A 20,437-nucleotide genomic window follows, 5' to 3' on the forward strand; every position below is an offset into this window, starting at 1 on the left:
AGAGAAATTATGAAAGTATGGTTGCCATGGCATGCGGGTATCTGTGGCTACCCGTGTGAAATGTCAACAGACCCTAGCAACTTCTTTAACCTCTGGCGTCATTGTAGGATCGTCAATGGTTGACTGAATAGCTTCTTCTAGTAATTCAAATGCTTTTTATGACGTTTATTTGCCTCAACTCTATTGAAGTAAGTTTCTGCTAATTTGTAAGCTGATTGTGGATATGAGAGTTCATGCATTAATTCATTTATTTTGGCCTGGGCTTGTCTTTCGTATTCTTCCCGTTCTTCCGGTGACATCCTATTCCAGCTTTCTTTTAGCTCTCCAAGATTTAACATTCGCACTCCTTCAAGTGTCCTTCAACGAGATACCACTCCAGACGGGTGACGGTGTTCCGCTTTTCGTCTGGCCTGACTAGGAGTGGCTTAACTTGCCCACACTGGTAATCTTTCCAGCGGTCTGAAATTGGGTTTAGATTGCTGTTTTGCCTGCCACAAATCCCATTGTGTTTGCATTCCTAACCAAATATCGGGGGTAGTGCCAAGCCATGCAGAAAGCCGTAGTGCCATACCAGCCGTTACACCTGCTTTAGCGTTCAGCAATTTGGAAAGGGTGATGCGGGAAATTTGCAATTCTTTTGCTGCTTGCGTTACTGTCATTTTTTACGATACCCATTCCCGTAATACTTCCCCTGGGTGGGGCGGATTATGCATTCTGCTCATAGTTGATTTCTCTATTGATGTTTCGACAAGCTCATGTCTACTGTGCGCTTTATATCTACACGCTTCACTTTTGGCAGGCCGGCTTTGCGCGCATTCCATAAGTCATAGGCTGCTTGTTGTGCTATCCATAAATCAGCACTTCCGCCATTTTCTACCCCTAACCAACATTCCAGTCGCAAGGCCATTTCGGGAGAGATAGCAGCACGACCATTTAGCACACGCGATAAAGTAGCCCGACTCACGTTAAGTTGTTCAGCTGCTTCAGTTACAGATAACCCTAACGCGGGTAATACATCTTCTCGCAAGGTTTCGCCTGGGTGTGGTGGATTATGTATTTTGCTCATGTCTAATTTTTCCTAATGGTAATCTTGATAATTAACCAGCACAGCGTCTTCATCTTCAAAGGTAAAAGTGATTCGCCAATTGCCATTTACTGTTACCGAGTAATGACCAACGAGATCACCACTTAAAGAATGTAGCTTCCAGCCAGGAATATTCATATCACTTGCTTTTTTGGCAAGATCAAGCCTTATCAATTGTCTCCTTAACCGTGCTGCATGATGTGGTTGAATGCCAGACAGGTTGCCAGTAGTGAAGAAACCTTCAAGTCCTTTATGGCGGAAAATTCTTATCATACTAGATTGTATACCGTGGCGTTACGGGTTACAAATATTACTTGATAGCTCGCAAGCCTAGATTAGCTTTACCATCAAACTCAATTTCCGCCTCTTCCAGTATCCAGCCTTCGATTTTGATATGCCACATTCTTAATAAATCGAGAGGGCGTCTAATGTAGTTTTGCTCCCGTACTCCCTGCGGCTTGTGCCCTTGAATTTGGGCTGCGATACCTGCGGGCATTTCTACCCACTCGCTTAAAGTAGCGAACGATCGCCGTAGACCGTGAAGGGAAACATCTACGCAAGCAATAGCACATGCCTTCCTGTGTGCTATAGCCGGTTCAGTCAATCGCCCACTGGCTGCGGTAGGGCTGCTAAATACCCATTGATTACGACGCGGTAAACTACTCAATAAATGAAAAACATAGGGTGTCAATGGTATGACTCGCTGACCGTCTACCTTGTCTCGAATGGTCAAATTTTTCCATTGGAAATCGCAGTCTTCCCAACGTAGCTGCGCTAATTCTTCACGACGCGCACCAGTTAATAAAAGGGCTTGCAGATATGCGCTAATGACATGGTTCTGGATTTGTCTGATTGCTTGAAACCATGCGGGCAATTGCTCACGCTGTAGCACATCATTTTTAGCCTTTGCTTTGCCTAAGCTTTCCCTAGCGGTTTTGCTTTGCGCTGCATTGTCTGTAACGATCTCTTTATAGATCGAATGTCTGTTACACCAAAAAAGAAAAGCTTTCAGCAGTCTTAATGCAAGGCGGGCGCGTGTGGGTCTATTCAAAGCTTCCGCTTTTGCCCATTCTTCCACCCGTTCACTTGTCAAATCAACAAGACGGGCAGGGGATAGGGAAGCAAGCGCACCAGATACAGTTAGTTCATTGCTACGGCTGCGTACTTCCCCTCCAGCGTGTATTATCTTCACATGATCACGATAATGAAGGTCGGACCATAAATGCTTGCGGTCCTCAATGTATTCTGCCCATACTTCACTTAAGGTAATTTTCTCAAGTCGTTCTCTTTGTCTTCGCGCTTCATCAGCAGACTTTTTTTCTTTTTCAAGTTGACGCGGATCTATCCCTTGATCAGTCAATACCTTAAGCCTCGATGCTTCTTTCCGCGCATCAGCAAGCGGCCAGGATAAAACATCGCCAATAGTGAGACGTAAGGTCTTCCCGTGTAGCTTGGTTTCAAAGATGTACGTTTTTTTTTCGTTGCTTGTTACACGCAAGCCTAACCCTGGCGATCCTGCGTCCCAATGTAGGCTTTGTGACTTCCCTGGCTTGCATTGAAAATCTGAAACGGTGCGTCCAGTAAAGTTTTCACGCTTCATATTGTGTAGGAAACTTGTAGGAATATTGTAGGAAATTTGTAGGAAAATTTGATCAATTCTGATATATTCTAATCAATACGGATGATAACATGATATTGGTTAATGTGTTGATATATATTGAGATTACTGGTTTTTCTAAACAGTAATCAACGGCTAAGAATAGAGATTTTGAGGACTGAAAATCCTTGTGTCTGTGGTTCGATTCTGCCCTTGGCCACCAATAAAATCAAGTAGTTAACCGTTATTCCTCTTTTTGAATATTTTTGTAGATTCCATGTAGGGAAATTTTATCAATACCCATATTAATGGAAGCTGCATAGTAACTTCTTTCAATTCGCGTTTAATCCTGGATAGCTCTGGTTCAAGCTCCCTTTTAGTGGTCTTTGCTGTTTACTCGTCTTGCCTGCTCTCTAATTTGATGTCTATATTTTATGAAATTTTGGGTTCCACAAAATTCAATATGCTCCACAAAAAATCTCACACAAAGCGGAAGAATCATATATATCCATTCTATTCCGACGTAATATATTTCAATATTGCCATTCTAAGGAAATATGCGTAGAATCTCCGCAACCCTACCAAGTTTATGGGTTTTTTATGGGTTCTTAAGAACAAAGAGTAAACTTTCAAAAGGAGAAGAGGACATGGAAGAAAATAGAAGATCAGATGAAGCTGGTTTGTTCAAAGTAGTTGCGGCTGCTACTATTGGTATCCTAATTATCGGGGCAATCGTATTCTTTACGGGAGCGGGTGGTAAATACTAATTAGTCGCGTTTGGGAGAATACTCTATTTTCCTAATCACCTCTTGGCATGTTTGTTGATTAGCATAAAGGTCAAGAGAGGTCTAAGTGAATGCGTTATATTGGCTAGAAGTCGGTGGTATGATACGACTTCTAGCTACATTAATCTGCTAATCGATCGATAGTTTTTTCTAATCTTCTGTATGGATTAACATAGACTGTAAAATGTTGTAGCAAGCAATTGCGAAACTTATACATATCTCTATGTTTATATGAAATTCTTTCTTGCTGAGCTTTTTAAGTCGTTAAATCTTACTTCCCCTGATACACTTTTCTGCCGAGCGAGCTATACGGATGTGCCGCTAAGATATTCATAGTCGTTCGAAAGATGCATCATAAAAAAACAAGATATGCATTCATCAGCTTTATGAAGACAGCCGTGCCGTGTGCTGGTAAAAGATCGGCTTAGTCTTATCCTTATCAATGCTGATTATTTTGCATAGTAATCAATTTAGAGCCTTAATGATCCGGGTTTATTCATAGTAAAATGCTGAAATATCAATATTTGTTGCTTTAGTATCAGGGTTGCAGTTGCGCAGATCACCCGGGTTATCAACTCTTGCTAGGTTGCGTACTTTCTCAGCTAGTTGACATTTTCATCATCCGGCCTAGAAGATACGAGATACATTATATATCTTGCGAGATTGCTATGCGCAAATCGGTGTTCAATCATACTTTGATCTGCTTTGAGTGACAGATTGCTATCAACATTAAATGTTGGGTATTAATGACAAAAGGATAAGGTATGTCAGGTTGGCAGTAACTTATTGGAATTATTATCATAAAATAAAATTCTGTTTTGTTAGCAATTGATTATTGTTATAATAAACACGTTGTTGGTGGGCTTATTCAGCCCATTTTTTATTTGTGGCTAAGCTATGACGTTATATGAATTACTGGATCCGATTTTAGCGGGAATGGATTATGAATTAGTCGATGTGGAGCAATCGGCACCTGGCAAATTATTAAGAGTATTTGTAGATAAAAAAGATAGTGGTATTTCTATTGACGATTGTGTTGCTATTAGTAACCATCTCAGTAGATTGTTAGCGGTAGAAGGGATAGATTACAGCCGACTCGAGATATCTTCTCCGGGTCTAGATAGGCCTTTGAAAAAAGAAAGTGATTTTATCCGCTTTGCAGGGAAATTAATAAAAATTAAATTACGTATAGCATTGCAAGGTCAAAAAAATTTTATTGGAATCATACGAGAAGTTAATGATGGCGTATTAGGGCTAGAAGTTGAGGGGAGATTGCTGCATATTGAATTAGACAATTTAGAAAAAGCTCGGTTAGTTCCGGAACTATAACTATGCATAAAAAATTAGCTGGAGGAATATGAGCCGCGAGATTTTGCTATTAGTAGATGCCTTGGCGCATGAAAAAAATGTTGATAAAGCAATCGTTTTTACTGCCTTAGAAATGGCGCTTGCGTCCGCTACAAAAAAACATTTTCATGAAGATATTGATGTGCAAGTTGTAATTGAGCGGGAGACTGGAAACTATCGATGTTTTCGTAGCAGACAAGTGGTTGCTGATGGCGCTGTGGAGAACCCTGCGCGGCAAATCTCTTTGAGTGAGGCATTACAGTATGATGCTGATGTTAAATTAGGTGACCATATCGAAGAGTCTTTGAAGGCAATAGAATTTGATCGTATTGGTGCTCAAGCAGCTAAGCAAGTAATTTTTCAGAGAATTCGTGATGCAGAACGAGAACAGAATCTGAATGATTTTCTTGAACGTAAAGAATATTTGGTTGCTGGTACTATAAAACGTATGGAACGCGGGAATGCTATTGTGGAGTCAGGTAGGATTGAGGCAGTTCTACCTCGTGATCAAATGGTCCCAAAAGAAAATCTAAGGGTTGGAGATCGCGTTCGTGCGTACCTGCTTAGAGTTGATCGTTTAACAAAAGGGCCTCAATTAATATTATCACGCACTTCTCCTGAATTCTTGATTAAATTATTTCAATTAGAAGTGCCTGAAATTGAAGAAGGGTTGCTAGAAATTAAAGTGGCGGCAAGAGATCCTGGCTCACGCGCTAAAATAGCCGTTAAATCAACTGATCCACGCATTGATCCAATCGGAACTTGCGTGGGTATGCGAGGTTCTAGAGTGCAGGCTGTTATAGGCGAGTTGGCGGGGGAGCGGATTGATATCATATTGTGGTCGGAAGATCCTGCTACTTTTGTAGTTAATGCTCTTGCGCCTGCTGAGATCAGCAGCATTATGGTCGATGAGGATAAGCATAGTATGGATATCATTGTCGATGAAGAAAATCTCGCGCAAGCAATCGGCCGTGGTGGGCAAAATGTACGCCTTGCATCAGAATTAACTGGCTGGAGTCTCAATATCATGACAGTAGAGGAATCACAGAAAAAGAATGAAGAAGAAACCTCTAGGATATGTAAGCTCTTCGTGGAAAAACTTGATGTGGATGAAGAAATAGCGAATATTCTGGTGGAGGAAGGTTTTTCTACACTAGAAGAAATTGCTTATATACCACTTAATGAAATGCTTGAAATAGAAGCACTTGATGAAGAAACAATTAATGAATTACGTAATCGGGCGCGTAATGCTCTTTTAAATGATGCGATTGTTACCGAAGAAAAAGTTGAACACATATCAGAAGGGCTGCTTTCACTGGAAGGTATGGATATGCAACTAGTTCGTGAGTTAGCTGCCAAAGGTATTAATACACAAGAGGATCTTGCTGATCTAGCCGCAGATGATTTAGTCGAAATGACGGGTATTGATATTGAGCGTGCTAACAAGCTTATTATAAAAGCGCGAGAACCATGGTTTAATTAAAATATAGTTACGTCGATTGTCTTGCTTTGAGCTTGAAAATTTAACTATCAACACCAATAACATAAAATTAAGAACCAAAATAAAGTAGGTTTCTGTTTTTTTGAAATGAATTTAGGGTGAAAAAAGTTGCTGATGACTCAAATGACTGTAGAAAAATTTGCCAATGAGCTGGATATGTTACCAGAAGCGTTACTCGACCAGCTTCTGGCTGCAGGCGTCAAGAAGCAGTCGATAGGGGATATTTTGACAGAAAAAGATAAAACACAACTGCTTGATTATCTTCGTAAGGCACATGGATCGATTGACTCCAAGAAGAAGATCACGTTGACTCGTAGGCAAACTACTGAAATACGACAATCGGATGGAACTGGTAAAGCTCGGACCATTGAGGTCAAAGTCCGAAAAAAACGTGTATTCACTAAACCCTCTGAGCAAAATATTGAAAGAGAGGTAGTGCTTGAAGCAGCAGCTACTTCAGCCCCTGTCATTCCATCAGCACAGACCCGAAAACCAGTAATTGATGCGGCACAACAAGCTTTACGTGAGCAGGAAGCATTAAAACAAGCTGAGTTAATTGCCCGTCAAGCAGCCGAGCTTAGAGAGAAGCAGGAAAAAAGAAAAAGTATAATCTCTGAAGTTAAAAAAGAACCAAAAAAAGAAGAATTAATTCCAAAAAAAGAAGAATTAGTTCAAAAAAAGGAAGAACCAACTCCTGCATCTATCCCAGAAGAGATACCAGCTCAAATACCAGTATCTCAGTCAACGCAGGAATCAGCGCAGGAATCAGCTGAGGGTACGACGCTGCACAAACCCGCTGTTAAACTTGAAGATAAAACTGAAAAGAAGAAAAAACCAGTTAAACAGGAAGATTTATGGAAGGACGCGGTCAACAAAAGACGTGAAGCTAAAATACGCGGTGATTTGTCTGGAAATCAAGGTTGGCGCGTTCGCAAGGATAAGCAGCATGGTAAATCAAATTTAACTGAGACACCAATACAGCATGGTTTTTCTGCACCTACCGAACCAGTAGTGCATGAAGTCCTGGTACCTGAGACTATCTCAGTTGCTGCGCTCGCACAAAAAATGTCAGTAAAAGCGGCTGAAGTTATTAAAGTACTGATGAAAATGGGTACTATGGTGACAATCAATCAGATGCTGGATCAAGATACAGCTATGATCGTAGTTGAAGAAATGGGTCATATTGCAAAATATGCGGCACCTGATAGTCCTGAATCTTTCCTTGAAGAAATTAAGGCACCGGTGTCCGAGCTAGAGATGGAGCCTCGTGCGCCGGTAGTGACTGTTATGGGGCATGTTGATCACGGAAAAACATCACTTTTGGATTATATTCGTAGAACACGTGTAGCAGGTGGCGAAGCCGGAGGAATTACACAGCATATCGGAGCCTATCATGTTGAAACCTCGCATGGGATGATTACTTTTCTTGATACACCAGGTCATGAAGCATTCACTGCAATGCGTGCACGGGGTGCCAAAATTACTGATCTTGTTGTTCTTGTTGTAGCAGCTGATGATGGCGTAATGCCTCAAACTATCGAAGCTATTCATCATGCCAAGGCAGCAAATATTCCTATTGTGGTAGCTGTTAATAAAATGGATAAACCTGAGGCAAATTTTGAGCGTATTAAGCAAGAACTCTCAAATCATGGGGTTGTATCAGAAGATTGGGGGGGAGATACTATATTTGCACCTGTTTCAGCTAAAAGTGGCCAAGGTATTGATGAGCTTCTTGAAAGCATTTTATTACAAGCAGAAGTTTTAGAACTTAAAGCCGTTAGAAATGCACCTGCGAAAGGAGTGGTCATTGAATCACGCTTGGATAAAGGGCGTGGTCCAGTTGCAACCATATTAGTACAGTCTGGTACTTTAAAACGTGGTGATGTTTTATTGACTGGTGCTGTATTTGGAAGAGTAAGGGCGATGTTGGATGAAAAGGGTAATTCAATTGAAGAGGCAGGAACATCTATACCAGTAGAAATTCAGGGGTTATCTGATGTGCCAGCAGCAGGTGAAACAGTGATAGCTCTGGATGATGAACGTAAAGCACGCGAAATTGCATTGTTTCGTCAGGGTAAATTCCGTGATGTGAAGCTTGATAAACGGCAAATTGCGAAGATGGAGGATGTTTTTGGTCAGAAAGAAGGCGTCAAAGTACTCAATCTTATTATTAAAGCAGATGTCCAGGGTTCCTGTGAAGCGTTGTCATATGCTTTACAGAAGCTTACTACTGATGAAGTGAAAATCAATATTATTCATAGTGGTGTAGGTGCAATCATTGAGTCTGATATTAATTTAGCTCTTGCGTCTAAAGCTGTAGTGATTGGTTTTAATACGCGTGCTGATGCTAGTGCACGCAAGTTAATCACTTCAACAGGTATTGATATTCGCTATTACAACGTGATTTACGATGCAGTTGATGAGATTAAGAAGGCGCTTTCTGGCATGATGATGCCAGAACGTAAAGAAAATGCTCTTGGCTTGGTTGATATTCGTGAGATATATCGTATTTCAAAGGTAGGCACTGTAGCTGGCTGTTATGTTTTGGATGGTGTGGTGAGACGTGATTCTCTTGTGCGAGTCCTGCGTGATGGTGTGGTAATTCATAGTGGTAGTCTTGATTCTTTAAAGCGCTTCAAAGAAGATGTGAAAGAGGTAAAATCTGGATTTGAATGTGGGCTTTCACTTAAGAACTTTAATGATATTGAGGTTGGTGACCAGCTTGAGATATACGAAATTATTGAAACAGCACGTGTTTTATAACACTAACAATAAATGTAATGCCTAAAGATTATTCTCGAACGCAACGTGTTGCTGATCAAATACAGCGTGAATTAGCTGAATTAATTGAAACTGAAGTTAGAGATCCGCGAGTAGGAAGGATTACTATTACTGAAGTAGAAGTAACGCGTGATTATGCTCATGCCAAGATTTTTTATACAACTCTCAGTAATGAAGAAGATAATACGGCTATTGATGAGGGTTTAAAACATGCAAGTGGATTTTTGCGTAGTCAATTATCAAGCAGAATGAGACTGAGAGTAACCCCCCAACTTCATTTTATATATGATGAGTCAATTGAGCGCGGAGTATATCTTTCACGATTAATAGATAAAGCAATAGGCAAAACCTGATAAATATTTCTTTCCTTGGAAACGATAATCTCCTTTGAATTTACTTTTTAATTAAACGAAATTCCATAAGATAAAGTTGCGGTTGCTGCTATAACTTATTTATCTCACTCAAATTTTCTTTCAAAGTTTAGGGGAATTTAACCTATCAAACGTAATATTAGTGGTGTTTTATTACTTAACAAACCTTCTGGTTTAACATCTAATCAATCGCTGCAAACTGTCAAGCGTTTTTTCGGTGCTACAAAAGCGGGTCATACTGGCACACTTGATCCCATGGCTTCTGGTTTATTGCCCATCTGTTTTGGTGAAGCCACGAAATTTTCAGCCATGTTACTGAATGCAGATAAAACCTATCATGCTACGCTGAAGCTTGGTTATCTTAGTTCTACGGGCGATGCCGAAGGGGAGATAATTGCAGTAGCACGCACGAAGTCAAATAATGAAAAATTAAGTTTGTCTCAAATACAAGAAATTTTCCAAACTTTTAGAGGGCGGATCAAACAAATTCCTCCTATGTACAGCGCACTGAAATTTAATGGGAAACCCTTATATAAATATGCGCGGAAAGGTGAGGAAGTAGAAAGAAAAACTCGTGAGATTGTCATCTATGATTTAGATTTAGACTCATGGATCGAGAACGAAATGTCTATCATGGTGCGCTGTGGAACAGGAACCTATATCCGCACATTGGCTGAAGATATAGGTAAAGCGCTGGGTTTTGGTGGAGCATATCTTACAAGTTTATGCCGCAACCAGGTTGGTAATTTTAGCTTGCATCAAGCTTATAAGCTTGATCAATTCCAGGGCGCTCTATCTCCTGAACATGATGCATATTTATATCCTATAGATAGCCTCCTTCAGAATTTTCCTTTCATTACGCTCGATGACCCAGAATCCTTATTTTTATTACAAGGGCAATTTATAAATAGTAAAAATAAAATTGATTTGCCAACTGGAACCCGGGTTAGGCTGTACGATAGCAAGGGATTATTTCTCGGGGTGGGAGAAATAACAGAAACTGGAGCGATAGCGCCTAAAAGACTCATATCTCATAAGATATAGAAAATCATATTATTGAATAATATGATTTTTTAAACGTATAGCGTAATAAATATTATCGATAGAAATAAAATTAATGGTGTTTCAATCATTTTTCCGGATACTTTTTTCTATAACACAAAGTGTCAAAGATATTTCAGTACGTTATAATGCCTAGATTTAATTAATTGCTAACTATGTTGCAAGGCAACAATCTAGAATGTGTGCGCGGTGATCGCGTATTATTCAGTGGAATCAATTTTTCTATAAAACCTGGCGAATTAATGCAGGTGCGTGGGCCTAATGGTAGTGGTAAGACGAGCTTATTGAGAATGTTATGCGGCTTGACTGTTCCAAGTTCGGGAGAGATTAGTTGGAATGGATCCAGTATTCGATCCCTAGGTGAAGATTATTTTAGTGTTATCACATACTTAGGTCATCTGAGTGGTGTAAAAGATGATTTGACTGCCATTGAGAATTTGCGTATTACAAGTGCTCTTGCTGGGGTAGCAATTGATGAAAAGATAGCCTACGAAATCTTGCAGAAAATGGGCTTAGAAGAGCGTGAAACATTATTAGCTAAAGTGTTATCGCAAGGCCAGAAGCGGCGAGTTGCATTGGCGCGTTTGCTACTAGTGGATACTAAGCTATGGATATTAGATGAACCTTTGACTGCATTGGATGTATCTGCAATTGAATTGATTAAAAATATAATAGAGCAATATTTGGCTCAAGGTGGTATGGTGATACTGACAACGCATCAGGAAATCGATATTAGAGCTACAGTAACGCATCAGTTATACCTTTCTTGATATGTTGATCTGGGTAATTCGACGTGATTTATTATTGGCCATGCGTCGGCAGGCTGATGTTTTAACGACATTATTTTTCTTTGTCATCGTAGTAAGTCTATTTCCACTAGGGGTGGGGCCAGAAATGAATACACTTCGAATCATGGCTCCTGGAATTGTATGGGTTGCGGCATTACTAGCGTCAATGCTTTCGCTTGGACGTATGTTCTCTAATGATTATCTAGATGGAACGCTGGAGCAGATATTGCTTTCACCAACATCCTTGTCTTTATTAGTACTAGGAAAAATGTTTTCACACTGGTTAATTACGGGAGTTCCCCTGGTATTGATGGCTCCAGTATTAGGAATTCAATATGATTTACCTCTTAGTGCACTAGCAGTATTAACGCTATCATTATTATTGGGTACGCCTATCTTGAGTTTAATTGGTGCCATAGGCGCTGCGCTTACTTTAGGACTAAGAGGGGGCGGAGTATTAGTATCATTGCTGGTACTGCCATTATATATTCCTGTGCTTATTTTTGGAGCAGGTGCGGTCGAAGCTAGTGTTGCTGGTCTAGGATTCGATGCGCATTTCTCATTACTTGGTGCTTTCTTACTCGTATCATTAGTTTTTGCACCCTGGGCAACAGCAGCTTCTCTCAGGATCTCAATGGAATAAAGCTCTACTAAAACCTGAAACTTATAAACAAAAATTTAATATGTCGATAAACTGGTATAAATATGCGTCGCCTGCAAGTTTTTATTTTCTGGCAGGGAAAATGATTTGGTATTTTTCTATTGCAGCTGCAGTATTGCTTATTGCTGGTCTTTATATTGGCTTTTTTGTAGCACCGACTGATTTTCAACAAGGTGAAGCATATCGTATTATTTTTATTCATGTACCGGCTGCCTGGATGTCTATGTTCTTGTACGTAGTAATGGCATTTTGGGCTGGGATTGGTCTTGCTTTTAATACGCGTCTTTCATCGATGGTAGCAACAGCTATTGCACCAACGGGAGCTATGTTTACCTTTCTTGCCTTATGGACAGGAGCTTGGTGGGGAAAACCAATGTGGGGAGCATGGTGGGTATGGGATGCTCGACTCACTTCTGAATTAATTTTATTATTCTTATATATTGGGTTTATGTCACTTCAGGCAGCTATTGATGATCCAAGGCGAGCAGATAAAGCTGGGGCAATTATTGCATTAGTGGGGGTAGTTAATATCCCTATTATTTATTTCTCTGTTCAATGGTGGAATACTTTGCACCAAGGAGCCTCAGTTAGTATTACCCAATCACCCAAGATGGCTACAGCTATGCTTGCAGGAATGCTGATTATGTCACTTGCCGCATGGATGTATTCAATTGCCATGATACTGAAGCGAACAAGAGCTATTATATTAGAGCGTGAGCGCCATACTACATGGGTAGCAGAATTAAAGGGAACTAAACGATGAATTGGAATAGTTGGTCAGAATTCTTTTCAATGGGTGGATATGGATTCTATGTTTGGGGCTCATATTTAGTATCGGTTATTTGTATCGCTGGTGAAATTTGGTTGCTATCAAATCGCTGGCGAACTTTGCAAAAATCTCTTGGTCAGAGAGTCGAATCAACTATAAGAGAGAAAAAAAATGAAGCCACGTCATAAAAAAATAGCGATTATCGCCGCAAGCGTTACCGCCTTAACTATTTCTGCCATTTTAGTATTGAATGTTTTTCAGAGTAATCTAGTTTTTTTCTTTAGCCCAAGCCAGGTTGTAGCCAAAGAAGCTCCTGTAGGAAAAAGTTTTAGAATTGGTGGACTTGTTGAAGAGGGTAGTTTAAAACGCCAAGGCAATAGTACGACTGTTAGTTTTGCGGTAACCGACACTGCAGAAGCAATTAAAGTAGTCTACACAGGAATACTTCCAGATTTGTTCAAGGAAGGCAAGGGTGTAGTGGCACAAGGGAAAATAGCGAATGATGGTATTTTTTATGCGGATGAAGTCCTTGCCAAACATGATGAAAATTACATGCCACCTGAAGCTGCAAGCGCACTAGAACAAGCAGCCAAAGCTCAGAAAGCGTCATTAACTCAATAAGAAAAAAGCTTTTACAGAGAGTTTCTTAATCTCAGATAATTTTTTAAGGAATAGCATAATCATGATTCCAGAACTTGGTAATTTTGCTCTAATTCTTGCTATGTTATTAGCTTTGATTCAAGGAACCTTGCCTATTATTGGAGCTGCTCGCGGTATCCCTTCATGGATTGCTTTGGCTCGCCCAGTTGTACAAGGTCAATTCGTATTTATTGCTATCGCATTTGGCTGTTTAGCTTACTCCTTTGTTAACAATGATTTTTCAGTACTTAATGTAGCTTCCCACTCTAATTCAGAGCTGCCGATACACTTCCGATTTGCTGCCACGTGGGGATCACATGAAGGGTCATTGTTGCTATGGGTATTGTTATTGGCAGGATGGTCAGTTGCGGTCAGTGTATTTAGCCGTCAACTACCAGACGATATGGTAGCCAGGGTTTTAGGTGTACTAGGTCTGGTTAGTGTGGGATTTTTATTATTTTTACTATTTACTTCTAATCCTTTTGATCGTCTTTTACCCTCGGCGATTGAAGGTAGCGATTTGAATCCCTTGCTGCAGGATCCCGGGATGGTAATGCACCCACCTATGCTTTATATGGGATATGTTGGCTTCTCGGTAGCATTTGCTTTTGCTATTGCTGCTCTCATCAGTGGTCAGCTAGATGCTGCCTGGGCACGGTGGTCACGTCCCTGGACGACGGCTGCGTGGGTGTTCCTGACCACCGGCATTATGATTGGTAGCTGGTGGGCCTACTATGAATTGGGGTGGGGTGGTTGGTGGTTCTGGGATCCGGTTGAGAATGCTTCCTTTATGCCTTGGCTAGTTGGCACTGCTCTTGTCCATTCTCTAGCAGTTACGGAAAAACGTGGCAGTTTCAAAAGTTGGACTGTGCTGCTTGCAATAATTGCATTTTCATTGAGTTTGCTAGGCACATTCTTAGTGCGCTCTGGGGTACTTACATCCGTTCATGCATTTGCTACAGATCCTGCACGTGGGATATTTATCCTGGTTTATTTGGTTGTGATAATAGGTTTTTCCTTAACGTTGTTTGCCTGGCGTGCTCCAAAAGTAGGTTTGGGAGGAAGCTTTCAACTCGTTTCGCGCGAGACCATGCTTCTTGCAAATAATGTATTGTTGTTGGTTGCTGCTGGTAGCGTCATGCTGGGCACACTTTATCCATTACTAGTTGATGCATTGGCGCTTGGAAAGATATCAGTTGGGCCTCCTTATTTTGAAGCTGTTTTCGTACCGTTAATGGCGCCTGCTATTTTTCTGATTGGAGTGGGGCCCATTGCAAAATGGAAACAAGCAAGTCTACCGTCTCTGGTAGTCCGTTTACGTTGGGCTTTTGCCGTAAGCTTGGTTTCCGCGTTAATCATGCCCTTTTTTATGAGTGAATGGAAACTACTCGTCAGTCTTGGTTTGTTATTAGCTTTCTGGGTCATTGCTAGCATCTTCGTCAATATCAAACATCGCTTACAAAATAGTGGTGATGGTGGGTTATTTAGCAAATTATCCCGTCAATCGCGTAGCTATTATGGAATGCACTGTGCACATTTAGGTATCGCAGTCTTTATAATCGGCGTAACACTAGTCAATGGTTACGAAACTGAAAAAGATGTTCGTATGGAAATCGGTAATGTGGTTTCAATTGGCGGATACACTTTCCGTTTTAATGGAACAAAAAGCTTACCTGGACCTAATTACAAAGCAATTCAGGGCGATATCGATGTTCTGAAGAATGATAAACAAATTCAGAAACTGTACCCAGAAAAAAGAACCTACAATGCTTCAGGTATGGTCATGACTGAAGCCGCCATTGATGCCGGTTTATTCCGTGACTTATACGTTGCATTAGGTGAACCACTGGATAACACTGCCTGGGTTGTCCGTGTCTACCACAAACCTTTTGTGAATTGGATATGGTTAGGATGTCTCTTAATGGCATTAGGTGGAATTTTATCTATTACTGATCGTCGTTATCGTTACAGCATAAGCAAAAAAGGAAAAACTGAAATCACCGCAGAAACGATTGCTGAAAGTGATAGCGACACAAAACCCATAGAAGTAGAACCAACCATCATTCCAGAGGTAAGAAAAGTATGACCCGTTTCTTATTGCCTCTTGCTATATTTGCTGTTCTAGTCGTATTTCTTGGGGTTGGCCTGACATTGAATCCTCGTCAGGTCCCATCTCCTCTTATCGACAAACCTGCACCTGTTTTCAAGTTGCATCATTTGCATGATCCAGATAAAACCCTTATGTCGCAAGATAATCTGGGGAAAGTATGGTTATTAAATGTCTGGGCTTCCTGGTGTGTCGCTTGCCGTGATGAGCATCCTTTGCTTGTACAATTAGCTAAGGCAGGAATAGTGCCAATATACGGACTCAACTATAAAGATCAATCAGACACCGCTATACGATGGCTTAAACAATATGGCGATCCTTATACAGTTAGTATTGTTGATTCTGATGGTAAAGTAGGTATTGACTATGGTGTTTACGGTGTTCCTGAGACATATGTTATTGATAAACAGGGAATTATTCGTTATAAACATATTGGGCCTGTGACAGTAAAATCGCTGGAAGATAAAATTCTTCCACTGATAAAAGAGTTGCAAGGATAAATTCGATGTATAAATTTGAGGCTGCAAATATTTTTGTATTACAAAAACGTATTGATCATTATTCTAAATTTATAAAACAGCTAGTTGCTGTTTTCTCTGTGGCACTGTTACCGTTAATTAGCTTTGCTAATGAAGCAGTATCTAATGAAGCAGTACCGGTTGCTGAAGATCCAGTACTGGAAAAACGATTAATTAATCTGTCAGAAAATCTACGTTGCCTGGTATGCCAAAATGAATCACTCGCTGGTTCTCGTGCTGATTTTGCTAATGATTTGAGACGGGAAATGCGGGAGCAGATGAAAGCCAATAAAAGCGACGAAGAAATCATAGATTTTTTGGTTGCGCGCTATGGCGACTTCGTTCTTTACAACCCACCATTCAAAGCTAACACAGTATTGTTATGGTTTGGTCCACTTATTTTATTTGTAGGCGGTACAATAGGATTAATCGTCTATTTGAGACGTCGTCGCACACAATTAGAAGATATTCCACTATCAGAAAGCCAGCGATTAAAGGCTGAAGCTTTAATAAAAAAGATTAATAAGGAATAAGTATGACTTCGTTTTGGGTTGTTGCTGGAATTTTTATTGTTGCCGCATTAATGTTTGTACTTCCAACTTTATTGAGGAGTAGACAAGGTAAGGTTGAATTATTAGAACGGGAAGCTGCAAATATTGCAATTTATCGTGACCAGCTTGCAGAATTGGATAAAGATCTGCGCGATGATATTTTATCTAAGGAACAATACGAAAAAAGTAAGCAGGAATTACAAACAAGAATGTTGCAAGATTTGGCGGCATCGCCAAACAATCCCGCAACTTCTTCAATGGTAAAAGGTCCAGGAATTGTCACGACAGTTGTTGTCATTTTAGCAGTTCCACTTACAGCTATATCGTTATATATGATTTTGGGAGATACACGTGGATTGCTTCCTCAATCTCAATTAGCCAGTGTAACGCAAGCTCACGCACAAGCGGGGATGCCTACTGGCCATAACGAAATTAAACCCGTTGTGGATAATTTGATTGCGCGCCTCAAAGAAAATCCAGAGGACATAGAAGGCTGGGTAATGTTAGGCAGAACCTACGCAATTATGGGCCAATTTCAAGAAGCAAGTGCGACATATGCCAAATTAATTGAAATGATTCCTGATAGCGCACAATTGCTGAGTGATTATGCAGACGTGCTTGGCATGACAAATAATGGAAGTTTGATAGGCAAACCTGCTGAATTAATTAATCAGGCGCTTAAGATCGATCCTAATTACCCAAAAGCACTTGCATTAGCGGGCACTGTTGAATTCGAACAAAAAAAATATGATCAAGCTGCAGCTTTTTGGGAAAAATTGTTGAGTGTTATTCCAGCTGATTCACAATTAGCTAAATCAGTAAATGATAGCATTGCTCAAGCCAAGTCACTGGCTAGGCAAGGAGATGATAATAATGCTCCAATGCAGTTGGCAAAAAGCTCAAATGTAAGTACAGACTTACCTACTGAAAAAAATCAGCAATCACAACCTGATAAATCCGATAACACTGCCAAAGCCGCTACCATTACAGGAACCGTCACACTGAGTTCTGCATTAGCCAGTAAGGTATCCCCGAATGATACAGTGTTTGTTTTTGCACGTGCCAAAACTGGACCTAAAATGCCATTGGCTATTTTAAGACTGACTGTAAAGGATTTGCCTGCAACCTTTTCACTAAATGATGATATGGCGATGACACCAACCATGAAGATGTCTAGTTTTCCAGAAGTAGTGATAGGAGGTAGGATAACGAAATCAGGCCAGGCTGTTCCAGCCAGTGGTGATCTGGAGGGATTTAGCAAACCTGTAAAACTTGGTGATAAAGATATTACCGTTGTGATCGATCAAATAATTCCTTAACCACCCCTTGTTAAAGACTAAATTTTAAATACTCCAATGATACTTAAACCAGCTCCAGATTTTGAACTTAAGGCTACTGGTGAGAAAACATTTCATCTGTCAGCATCTTTCGGTAAGAATATAGTGATTTATTTTTACCCTAAAGATGATACACCAGGCTGTACAGATGAGAGTCTACAATTTCGTGATCTTTATTCCAAATTTAAAGATCTCGATTGTGAAATTGTTGGGATTTCACGAGATAGCATAAAATCTCATGAGAATTTTAAGGAGAAGTTATCATTACCTTTTGATTTGCTGAGCGATACAGATGAAGTCGTATGTGAACTTTACGGCGTCATGAAGATGAAAAATATGTATGGCAAGCAAGTACGGGGTATAGAACGCAGTACTTTTTTAGTTGATACGAAAGGGATATTACGAAAAGAATGGCGCGGTGTTAAAGTACCTAGTCACGCCGAGGAAGTCCTCTCGTTTATTAGTGAGCTAGAAAAAAGTTAAATAAAATTTATGATAATAAATGCTTAATTGAGTCTTTTTCCTCTAAGAGTTCTTTATAGGTAGCAAGCATCTTTCTGTTAGATACTTCATTTATCTCTAATCCTTGAACGATGGTATAAACGCCATTCTGACAGGTGACAGGAAGTCCATAAATTACTCCATCTGGGATTCCATAACTTCCATCAGAAGGGATTCCCATTGTGACCCAATCATTTTCTCTCGTACCAATAAGCCAATCATGAATATGATTAATTACTGCATTAGCAGCACTGGCGGCGCTGGATAAACCCCTTGCTTCAATTACTGCAGCACCCCGATTCTGAACAGTAGGGATAAAATAATCCTCTATCCAAGCCTGATCATCAATAAGGTTTATAATTTTCTGACCATCTATTTCTGCGTGACTCAGATCAGGAAATTGGGTAGAAGAGTGATTACCCCAAATGATTATTTTCCTGACGCTAGAAACAGGTTGACCTAATTTTGTCGCTACTTGATATTGTGCCCGATTATGATCAAGTCTAAGCATGGCAGCAAAATTACCTGATGGTAAGTTTGGAGCATTTCTCATTGTAATATAAGCATTAGTATTAGTTGGATTACCAACAATCAATACTTTTACATTACGGTTAGCAACTTTATTAAGTGCTTTACCTTGAATGCTAAATATTTCTGCATTTGCTGTGAGCAGGTCCTTGCGCTCCATTCCTTTAGTTCTGGGTCGCGCACCAACCAGAATGGCAATATCTGCCATATTGAAAGCAACTAGCGGATCATCTGTTATGATGACATTCTTCAAAAGTGGAAAAGCACAATCACACAATTCCATTACAACGCCATCAAGAATATGTTGAGACTGAGGAAGGTCAAGTAGATGTAATATGATAGGCTGATCATTTCCAAGCATATCACCAGCCGCAATTCTGAATAGCAGGCTATAGCCAATATGGCCGGCTGCACCTGTGATCGCAATGCAAACAGGAGGTTTCATTCTTTAGCTCGTCAAAGGATGTTATCACTCATAATAAAAAATTGAGAATCTATCATTAAGCTCACCTTATTATACTAGGAGTCTGCTATCCTTACTCTCGATTTAGGATAATAATTCGAAAACTTTGCATGCTTAACAACTGAATTGGTAGCTTGCTCGAATTACCTACAGACTCATCACAAAACGAATCGAAGTGGCTCCCACCAACTGAGTAACCTAAGAATAAATTAAGTTCTGAAAGGATAGCTATCAAGCTGGGTAGTTATCAAGCCCAGAAAGCCTGATGAATTAATTGTTTGATAGTGAGAGTAAATTTCATTGGGTGTCTGGTCATTGAGACTTTGATGAAATCGTTCCTGATTATACCACTTAAACTAAGTGCTTAAACTTTTCCTGGTTTCCTTTTAAAGATCTCTAAATTCTTTGGATATAGATACTCGCACTTGATTGTACGCCATTGTCATTCTACAAAAATGTTATCATGATAACATGCTTTTGCTATCTATACTGATCTGGATGATGAAAGAGGAAATTACAAGCAGCTATTTAGTAGCAATTTAAAAAATACGGTGCACAACTGCAAGCTGTGGAGGGAGAAATTTGCAAATATGCACCGTTAAGTTCCTATCAATCAATAAGGAGTTTCAAACATGATTCAATTTCTAGAAAAATGCATTCATCAAAACTAAATCAGTAGCTAAAAAACACTACAGCCACAGTATCCTACTTTCTCTATAATGTTTGGAATTGTACTAAGGTACAGGCGTACTAAGGTACAGGTATAGTACTTAATGAAGTGATATTCAAAAAACTGGATTGTATGCTATAGTTGTTTCACAATAATATTATCATGATAGCAATCCTTACTATCCATACTGATCTGGGTAATGGGCGAGGAAATTACAAGCAGTTATTTAGTAGCAATTCAAAAAAATGCGGTGCACAACTGCAAGCAGTGGAGGGAGAGGTCTGCAAATGTGCACCGCCAAGTTCCTATCAATCAATAAGGAGTTTCAAACATGATTCAATTTCTAGAAAAATGCATTCATCAAAACTAAATCAGTA

General features: G+C 40.0%; 21 protein-coding genes. 15 read left to right on the forward strand and 6 right to left on the reverse strand.

Translation table 11 applies throughout. The annotated features are described in order from the left end of the window. Positions 1-137: 137 nt before the first annotated feature. The 5 genes from R2Q26_RS13395 to R2Q26_RS13415 form a co-directional block, all read right to left on the reverse strand. Positions 138-338 carry a hypothetical protein gene (locus R2Q26_RS13395; protein ID WP_317536746.1) on the reverse strand — a complete coding sequence of 67 codons (201 nt, stop codon included), beginning with the start codon at positions 336-338 and terminating at the stop codon, positions 138-140. Positions 339-425: 87 nt separating this feature from the next. Continuing rightward, positions 426-659: a HigA family addiction module antitoxin gene (locus tag R2Q26_RS13400; RefSeq protein WP_317536747.1), complete on the reverse strand. Its 234-nt coding sequence runs from the start codon at positions 657-659 to the stop codon at positions 426-428. A gap of 74 nt (positions 660-733) precedes the next feature. After that, entirely contained in the window at positions 734-1,066 is a 333-nt protein-coding gene (locus R2Q26_RS13405) for a HigA family addiction module antitoxin (protein WP_317536748.1), read from the reverse strand. A gap of 12 nt (positions 1,067-1,078) precedes the next feature. Continuing rightward, positions 1,079-1,357 (reverse strand): type II toxin-antitoxin system RelE/ParE family toxin, encoded by a 279-nt coding sequence (locus tag R2Q26_RS13410; RefSeq protein WP_317536749.1) that lies wholly within the window; start codon positions 1,355-1,357, stop codon positions 1,079-1,081. Positions 1,358-1,394: 37 nt separating this feature from the next. Beyond that, positions 1,395-2,684 (reverse strand): integrase family protein, encoded by a 1,290-nt coding sequence (locus R2Q26_RS13415; RefSeq protein ID WP_317536750.1) that lies wholly within the window; start codon positions 2,682-2,684, stop codon positions 1,395-1,397. 1,679 nt (positions 2,685-4,363) lie between these two features. Here R2Q26_RS13415 and rimP point away from each other — a divergent pair. From rimP to R2Q26_RS13490, 15 genes are all read left to right on the forward strand, one after another. Then, entirely contained in the window at positions 4,364-4,795 is a 432-nt protein-coding gene (gene rimP, locus R2Q26_RS13420; protein ID WP_317536751.1) for a ribosome maturation factor RimP, read from the forward strand. Between the two features lie 28 nt (positions 4,796-4,823). Beyond that, positions 4,824-6,296 carry a transcription termination factor NusA gene (nusA, locus tag R2Q26_RS13425; protein WP_317536752.1) on the forward strand — a complete coding sequence of 491 codons (1,473 nt, stop codon included), beginning with the start codon at positions 4,824-4,826 and terminating at the stop codon, positions 6,294-6,296. Positions 6,297-6,428: 132 nt separating this feature from the next. Beyond that, positions 6,429-9,077 (forward strand): translation initiation factor IF-2, encoded by a 2,649-nt coding sequence (gene infB / locus R2Q26_RS13430; RefSeq protein WP_317536753.1) that lies wholly within the window; start codon positions 6,429-6,431, stop codon positions 9,075-9,077. A gap of 17 nt (positions 9,078-9,094) precedes the next feature. Then, positions 9,095-9,448: a 30S ribosome-binding factor RbfA gene (gene rbfA / locus R2Q26_RS13435; protein ID WP_317536754.1), complete on the forward strand. Its 354-nt coding sequence runs from the start codon at positions 9,095-9,097 to the stop codon at positions 9,446-9,448. Positions 9,449-9,604: 156 nt separating this feature from the next. Next, the gene (truB, locus tag R2Q26_RS13440) at positions 9,605-10,510 is read left to right on the forward strand and encodes a tRNA pseudouridine(55) synthase TruB (RefSeq protein WP_317536774.1); all 906 of its coding nucleotides are present in this window, start codon (positions 9,605-9,607) and stop codon (positions 10,508-10,510) included. A 173-nt stretch (positions 10,511-10,683) separates the two neighbouring features. Beyond that, on the forward strand, positions 10,684-11,298 hold the full coding sequence (ccmA, locus tag R2Q26_RS13445) for a cytochrome c biogenesis heme-transporting ATPase CcmA (protein WP_317536775.1): 615 nt from the start codon (positions 10,684-10,686) through the stop codon (positions 11,296-11,298). A 1-nt stretch (position 11,299) separates the two neighbouring features. After that, positions 11,300-11,959, forward strand: a complete 660-nt coding sequence (ccmB, locus tag R2Q26_RS13450) for a heme exporter protein CcmB (RefSeq protein ID WP_317536755.1) — start codon at positions 11,300-11,302, stop codon at positions 11,957-11,959. 40 nt (positions 11,960-11,999) lie between these two features. Beyond that, positions 12,000-12,740, forward strand: a complete 741-nt coding sequence (gene ccmC / locus R2Q26_RS13455; protein ID WP_317536776.1) for a heme ABC transporter permease CcmC — start codon at positions 12,000-12,002, stop codon at positions 12,738-12,740. A gap of 29 nt (positions 12,741-12,769) precedes the next feature. After that, entirely contained in the window at positions 12,770-12,934 is a 165-nt protein-coding gene (gene ccmD, locus R2Q26_RS13460) for a heme exporter protein CcmD (RefSeq protein ID WP_256329307.1), read from the forward strand. Further along, positions 12,918-13,367 (forward strand): cytochrome c maturation protein CcmE, encoded by a 450-nt coding sequence (gene ccmE, locus R2Q26_RS13465; protein WP_090570669.1) that lies wholly within the window; start codon positions 12,918-12,920, stop codon positions 13,365-13,367. The genes ccmD and ccmE overlap by 17 nt, the downstream gene beginning before the upstream one ends. A 61-nt stretch (positions 13,368-13,428) precedes the next feature. After that, positions 13,429-15,471 carry a heme lyase CcmF/NrfE family subunit gene (locus R2Q26_RS13470; protein WP_317536756.1) on the forward strand — a complete coding sequence of 681 codons (2,043 nt, stop codon included), beginning with the start codon at positions 13,429-13,431 and terminating at the stop codon, positions 15,469-15,471. Then, entirely contained in the window at positions 15,468-15,992 is a 525-nt protein-coding gene (locus R2Q26_RS13475) for a DsbE family thiol:disulfide interchange protein (RefSeq protein WP_090570662.1), read from the forward strand. Before R2Q26_RS13470 ends, R2Q26_RS13475 begins: the two co-directional genes overlap by 4 nt. 5 nt (positions 15,993-15,997) lie before the next feature. Next, positions 15,998-16,543, forward strand: coding sequence for a cytochrome c-type biogenesis protein (locus tag R2Q26_RS13480; RefSeq protein ID WP_317536757.1), 546 nt, complete (start codon positions 15,998-16,000; stop codon positions 16,541-16,543). Between the two features lie 2 nt (positions 16,544-16,545). After that, the gene (gene ccmI / locus R2Q26_RS13485) at positions 16,546-17,880 is read left to right on the forward strand and encodes a c-type cytochrome biogenesis protein CcmI (protein WP_317536758.1); all 1,335 of its coding nucleotides are present in this window, start codon (positions 16,546-16,548) and stop codon (positions 17,878-17,880) included. A gap of 36 nt (positions 17,881-17,916) precedes the next feature. Next, positions 17,917-18,381 (forward strand): peroxiredoxin, encoded by a 465-nt coding sequence (locus R2Q26_RS13490; protein WP_317536759.1) that lies wholly within the window; start codon positions 17,917-17,919, stop codon positions 18,379-18,381. Between the two features lie 7 nt (positions 18,382-18,388). Here the strand turns inward: R2Q26_RS13490 and R2Q26_RS13495 are convergent, their stop codons facing one another. Next, positions 18,389-19,372: a malate dehydrogenase gene (locus R2Q26_RS13495; protein ID WP_317536760.1), complete on the reverse strand. Its 984-nt coding sequence runs from the start codon at positions 19,370-19,372 to the stop codon at positions 18,389-18,391. Positions 19,373-20,437 lie beyond the last annotated feature (1,065 nt).

The sequence above is a fragment of the Nitrosomonas sp. Is37 genome, from assembly GCF_033063275.1.
Classification (GTDB): domain Bacteria; phylum Pseudomonadota; class Gammaproteobacteria; order Burkholderiales; family Nitrosomonadaceae; genus Nitrosomonas.